Raw genomic sequence first — 6,128 nt, forward strand, 5'->3', positions numbered from 1 at the left:
AGGCCCGCCGGGGGTGGTCCCGTCAGGCGATGACGTGGTGGAGCCGGGCCCGTCGGCTGCGCAGGCGCTCCCGGGCGGCGAGCCAGAGGGCGAAGCCGATCTGGCCGAAGGTCAGGACGAGGAAGACGGCCGCGTCGAGCAACTGGATCCAGGAAGAGCCGTGCCCGGAGCCGAAGCGCTCCAGCGAGGCCGAGATCATGTCCAGGAAGACGGGGCCGACGCCCCACAGGAACGTGCTCAGGCTGATGACGTAGCCGAGGGGGAGCAGCCAGGAGTACCAGCGGGCGGCCCGCCGGTCGACGGGGTGCCACAGGGACTCGTCCGTGAGCCGGCCGGTGCGCCCGAGCAGCCGGTTGACCCGGTTGGCGAGCATGCGCACGGAGGTGGTGTGCAGGTCCACGCAGCCGAGCACGGTGGTGATCAGGACGTAGATGTCGGTGCGCAGGTAGAGGAAGAACTGCCACATCAGCCGGATGAAGGTGGTGAAGGCCACGGCCAGGCACACGCGCGAGGCCAGCCCGCTCGCGAATCCGGCCACGATGACGGCCAGGCTGATCAGGACGGCGTCGGCGACCATCCCGGCGAGGATCGGCAGATAGCGTTTGCGGCGCTCCACCCCGGCCAGACCGTCCAGCGAGGTCTCGACGACGAGGAAGTAGAACCGGTACGACATCCTCGTGCGCGAGCGGATGCCGAGGCGGCGGCCGGCCAACGCGTGGAAGATCTCGTGGATGGCGATGAGCGGGACGGCGACCACGAACAGGACGAGGGTGATCACCGCGTAGTAGTGGCTGAAGACGAGGTCGTCGGGGGTCGGCAGGAGTTCGGGCCGGCGCACCACGCAGATCACCGCCCAGACGGCGGTCAGCGCGTACGCGGTCCAGGCCGCCGGGGAGAAGACCGCCCGGCCGAGCCGCTGCCAGCGCACGGGTTCCGCCGTCGTCTCCGCCTCGCCCTCGGCCCGTACGAAGCCGAGTTCCCGCAGGGCCTCGACGACGTCCCCGACGTCGGCGCGCTCCCCGTACGTCTCCTCGTACCAGTCGGCGGCCTGCGCGGGGGTGGCGCCCTCCTGCAGCCGGCGCACCAGGGCGGCGCCGTCGGGCGGGAAGATCGCGTAGGACTCGGTGTCGCGGCGGCCGATGGTGACCTCGTCGCCGTCCTCCAGGAAGACCAGTGGATGGAGCGCCAGCGGGAGGTCGTCAGCGCTGAGGTGGGCCGGCTCCGCCATGGCGGGTGCTCCGTCTCTCGTCGGCCGGGCCCGGCCGGGGAGGGCGTCCCCAGGAACTGGGGACGCCCGTACTCGAACTCGCCCGGGTGTGGTTAGGCGGGGCTCGGGTAGTGCGAGCAGGCGGAAGACGTCAGGCGAACCGGGCCTGCCTTGCGAATCTGAATCTTCTTCATCTCAATGCACCTCCTTTGGAGGATCGGTGGGGTTGGACGTTCTCCATGCTGCCGAACCCCGCCAGAACTTCCCCAAACCGTCGCCAAACCCCGTACCGGGGACGGGCTCAGGGGCCGCGGAGGTGGGGATGCGCGGCGGGTGCGGGCGCGCGCGGGTCCGGACAGGGGAACACCCGGCCGGGACGAGCCGGCCGGGTGTGGGGGGTGCGCGTCCGACGGGGGACGGATCCGTCGGTCCTGCTGCGGGATGGGGGTTACACGAAGCGCTGGTTCGCCGAGCCGTTGCAGGTCTGCAGGCGCAGCGGCTCGTGGGCCGCGGCCACCGTCAGGCACATGCCCGGGGCGGCGGCGGGCCGGAGGGTGGCTCCGTCGCGGACGAACTGCTGGTTGGCTCCGCCGTGGCAGTTCCAGACGATCAGTGCGGTGCCGTTGCCGTAGTTGGCGCCGGGGGCGTCGAGGCAGCGGTCGTGGGTGAGTTCGACGTGGAGCGACTTCCTCGCGGAGTCGTACCACCAGCCCTGGTTGCGGCCGCCGTGGCAGTCCCAGCCGAGGACCTTGGTGTTGTTGGCGCTGGAGCCGCCGTTGGTGTCGACGCAGTTGCCGGTCGCCTCGTTCTTCAGCGGCTTGTAGAGGTCGTCCCAGGCGCCCGCCTGCAGGACGGGGGTGCCGGTGCTGGCCGGGTCGGCGCAGGAGGCCTCGCGCAGGCCGGAGGCGTAGAGCTGGGTCAGGCAGGCCGCGAAGGCGCCGTGGCCGCGGTAGTTGGGGTGGAAGGACTGGCGGGCGGTGTTCTCGTCCCACGGGAAGTGGTCCCCGAGGTCGAGGTAGAGGCCGCGCGCCCAGGTGTCCTCCATGCAGACCTCGTGGCCCTGGAAGAGCCGCGAGTTGTCGAGGTAGGTCGCGCCCGCGGCGAGGGCGGCCGCGCGCATGCCCTTCTCGAAGGTGGGCACGGCGTAGTTGCGGCCCCAGGCGGCGTCGGAGTCGTAGCCGGCGCAGCCTCCGGGGAGCTTGCCCGGGAAGTCGGGGTTGTCGTTGAAGTCGGGTCCGATCGGGCTCGGGTAGCCCATCACGACGAGCTTGTAGTCGGAGTCGGCGTACCCGGCGTCGCGCATGACCGTCCTCAGGTCCGCGAGCGTCGACTCCACCTTGGGCTCGAGGCCGTCGACGCGCCCCTGCCAGCCCGGACCGTACTTGGGCTCGCAGGTGCCCTGGCTGAGCACCCAGCGCGTGACGCAGTCGGTCATGACCGGGCCGAACTGGAGGTCGTCGTTGGCCCCGGCGACCAGCAGCACCATCTTGATCCTGGTGTTGCGGGCCTTGACCGCGAGGCTGTCGCTCTGCACCAGCTCGTCGGCGTACTGCTTGCTGCCGCCGATCTTGATGTTGCCGGTGTAGCCGCCGGAACAGGCCACGTTGAAGGTGTAGTCGGCCGCGATGCCGGTGCGGTGGATCGCCGAGTCGGGCGAGCGGTGGCACTGGTTGGCGGAGGTGTTGGTCGCGGGGTCGTAGGTGCCGACGCCCTCGCCCGAGATCTCGCTGTCGCCGAGCGAGATCAGGCCGGTCTTGCGGTCGGCGAGCGGGCGGATCGCGGGGTCGCCGTAGATCCTGGTCGCCTCGGCGGCGCGGATGGCCTCGAGTTCGGGCGTGAGGGCCGTCGCGGCAGTTCCGGCGGCGGGTCCCGCGGCGGGTCCGGCGGCGGTCGCCGCGTGGGCCATGGGGGTGATGGCGGTGACGCCCCCGAGGGCGGCCGCGGCCGCCGCGACGGCGACGACGGTAGATCTGAGTCTGCTCCTGGATCCTGTACGGACACGAGCCATGTACGCCTCCCCGGCATAGGTGTTACCCACGGTATTTACTGGCCGGTAGGTGAGTTGGGAACAGTTCGAACAAGACAATTGCTCAACTTTTTGAGGAGGCACCACACATGACCGACGTTCAGCAGACCGACGGGAGCCCCGAGGGGTTCCGCACCGAGCACGACTCCATGGGCGAGGTACTGGTCCCCGCGCACGCCAAATGGCGGGCCCAGACCCAGCGCGCGGTGGAGAACTTCCCCGTTTCGGGGCAGCGCCTGGAGCGCGCCCACATCGAGGCGCTGGCCCGGATCAAGGCCGCGGCCGCCGTGGTCAACGCCCGGCTCGGCGTGATCGACGAGGACATCGCCGCCGCGATCCGCTCCGCCGCCGCCGAGGTCGCCGGGGGGCGCTGGGACGAGCAGTTCCCCGTCGACGTGTTCCAGACCGGTTCCGGCACCTCGTCCAACATGAACGCCAACGAGGTGATCGCCACCCTGGCCGCCGAGCGGCTCGGCCGCGCCGTCCACCCCAACGACCACGTGAACGCCTCGCAGAGCTCCAACGACGTCTTCCCCTCCTCCATCCACATCGCCGCGACCGCCGCCGTCACCGGGGAGCTGATCCCCGCCCTGGAGCACCTGGCCGGCGCGATGGAGCGCAAGTCCGCCGAGTTCGCCGTGGTGGTCAAGGCCGGCCGGACGCACCTGATGGACGCCACCCCGGTCACCCTGGGCCAGGAGTTCGGCGGGTACGCGGTCCAGCTCCGCTACGGCGTCGAACGGCTGCGCGCGGCGCTGCCGCGGCTGGCCGAACTCCCGCTGGGCGGAACGGCGGTGGGCACCGGGATCAACACCCCGCCCGGTTTCTCCGCCGCCGTGATCGCCGAGGTGGCCGAGGCGACCGGGCTGCCGCTGACCGAGGCCCGGGACCATTTCGAGGCCCAGGGGGCGCGGGACGCGCTGGTGGAGACCTCCGGGATGCTCCGCACGGTCGCCGTCTCGCTCACCAAGATCTGCAACGACCTGCGCTGGATGGCCTCCGGCCCCCGCACGGGATTGGCCGAAATCAATCTCCCGGATCTCCAGCCGGGGTCCTCGATCATGCCCGGGAAGGTCAATCCGGTGATCCCCGAGGCCGCCTTGATGGTCGCGGCCCAGGTCATGGGGAACGACACGGCGGTCGCGGTGGCGGGCGCGGCGGGCAACTTCGAGCTCAACGTGATGCTGCCCGTGATGGCCCGCAACCTCCTCGAGTCGATCCGCCTGCTGGGCAGCGTCAGCCGCCTGCTGGCCGACCGCACGGTCGACGGGATCACCGCCAACACGGCCCGGGCCAGGGAGTACGCCGAGTCCTCGCCCTCCGTGGTGACCCCGCTGAACCGCTACATCGGCTACGAGGAGGCCGCCAAGGTCGTCAAGAAGTCCCTCGCGGAGCGCAGGACGATCCGCGAGGTCGTCCTGGACGGGGGCTACGTCGACCGCGGCGACCTGACCCTGGAACAGCTCGACGAGGCGCTGGACGTCCTGCGGATGACCCGGCCCTGACCCGGCCGGACCCCCGGGTCCCAGGGTCCTGATCCGGTCGTTTCCCGTCCCCGAACCCCTCCGTGACCTGCAACGCAGCGAGCCTCGAGACCCCCGACCTAGGATCTGCGCATGACAGGTAGCGGAGGCCGCGGGGGCGGCGGGGCGCAGGACGCGGCGCGGGGCTCGGCGCCGGGTCCGGCACAGGGCACGCACTGGGCCGTCGGGGAGCAGATCCTCTGGCGGTACCGCGATCACGCGCCCGGACTTCAGGGGCGGGTGCACATCTGCCGGCCCGTGACCGTGGTGCGCGACACCGACGACCTGCTCGCCGTGTGGATGGCTCCGGGGACCGAGTGCGTCAAACCGGTGCTCGCCGACGGCACCGCCGTCCACGAGGAGCCGCTCGCGACCCGGTACACCGCGCCGCGCACCACCGTGCGCTCGCGCTGGTTCGGGGCGGGCGTGCTGAAGCTGGCCCGGCCCGGGGAGCCGTGGTCGGTGTGGCTGTTCTGGGAGCACGGCTGGCGCTTCAAGAGCTGGTACGTGAATCTCGAGGAGCCCCGGACGCGCTGGTCCGGCGGCATCGACTCCGAGGACCACTTCCTCGACATCTCCGTCTACCCGGACCGCACGTGGACGTGGCGGGACGAGGACGAGTTCGCGCAGGCCCAGCGGGCGGGTCTGATGGAACCGGAACAGGCCCGCCGGGTACGGGCGGCCGGCCGGGCGGCGGTGGACCTGATCAGGGCCTGGGGTCCGCCGTTCTCCGAGGGCTGGCAGGATTGGCGTCCGGACCCTGCCTGGAAAGTGCCCGTACTGCCGGAGGACTGGGACCGCACCCCGGCGCATATGACCTCATGAGACCCTTGATGCGCCCCCGGGGTGCAACCGTAGGATCGTCCTCCGCCGGGGCTTCGGTATGGCCGCGGTCGGTGTTTCTCCGGCAAATGTCACCGGGCGGGCGGGACTTGACCACGGGTCGACGCACAACGAGAGGTAACGAGCGGGACGCGGAACAGCGGGGTGATGGTGTCCCCGCCGCTGAGCGGGTATACCGCGACTGAACCGAGTTGAGTGCAGCGCACATCGAGCGCAAACGGACGGAATGCCACGCGTGACGGAGTACCCCACCTCTCAGGAGGGCTCACAGCCGGTTGACGGTGCCTCCGGCGGTCGTTCGGAGGAGCCCGGCCACGGCAGGGCCCCGGCCTCGGCCGCCGAGGCCGTACGCACGCATGCTCAGGTCCCGGGGCCGGACCAGCCCGGCACCGGCCTGCCCCGCCCACGGGCCTCGACGGCCGCGAGCGGGCCCGGGCATAGGGGGCATGCCTGGTCCCCATGTCATCCGCGGTTCCGTCGTGCTCCCCGAGGGCGAGCTCGCCTGGCGCTTCTCGCGGTCCTCCGGGCC

4 protein-coding genes and 1 pseudogene are annotated in these 6,128 nt (G+C 71.4%); 3 read left to right on the top strand and 2 right to left on the bottom strand.

The genetic code is table 11. The annotated features are described in order from the left end of the window. Window positions 1–22: 22 nt before the first annotated feature. On the bottom strand, window positions 23–1,228 hold the full coding sequence (locus tag ABZY44_RS24940) for a hypothetical protein (RefSeq protein WP_356657432.1): 1,206 nt from the start codon (window positions 1,226–1,228) through the stop codon (window positions 23–25). A 427-nt stretch (window positions 1,229–1,655) separates the two neighbouring features. Next, window positions 1,656–3,215: a ricin-type beta-trefoil lectin domain protein gene (locus tag ABZY44_RS24945; RefSeq protein WP_356657448.1), complete on the bottom strand. Its 1,560-nt coding sequence runs from the start codon at window positions 3,213–3,215 to the stop codon at window positions 1,656–1,658. Between the two features lie 107 nt (window positions 3,216–3,322). On the opposite strand from ABZY44_RS24945, the gene ABZY44_RS24950 reads away from it, so the two are divergent. The 3 genes and pseudogenes from ABZY44_RS24950 to ABZY44_RS24960 all read left to right on the top strand — a co-directional run. After that, window positions 3,323–4,738 (top strand): class II fumarate hydratase, encoded by a 1,416-nt coding sequence (locus ABZY44_RS24950; protein WP_356657434.1) that lies wholly within the window; start codon window positions 3,323–3,325, stop codon window positions 4,736–4,738. A 111-nt stretch (window positions 4,739–4,849) separates the two neighbouring features. Further along, window positions 4,850–5,581: a DUF402 domain-containing protein gene (locus tag ABZY44_RS24955; RefSeq protein WP_356657436.1), complete on the top strand. Its 732-nt coding sequence runs from the start codon at window positions 4,850–4,852 to the stop codon at window positions 5,579–5,581. Between the two features lie 464 nt (window positions 5,582–6,045). Then, window positions 6,046–6,128: pseudogene (locus tag ABZY44_RS24960) on the top strand (aminoacyl-tRNA hydrolase); the annotation flags it as partial.

It is taken from the genome of Streptomyces sp. NPDC006544 (assembly GCF_040611715.1).
In the GTDB taxonomy this organism is placed as follows: domain Bacteria; phylum Actinomycetota; class Actinomycetes; order Streptomycetales; family Streptomycetaceae; genus Streptomyces.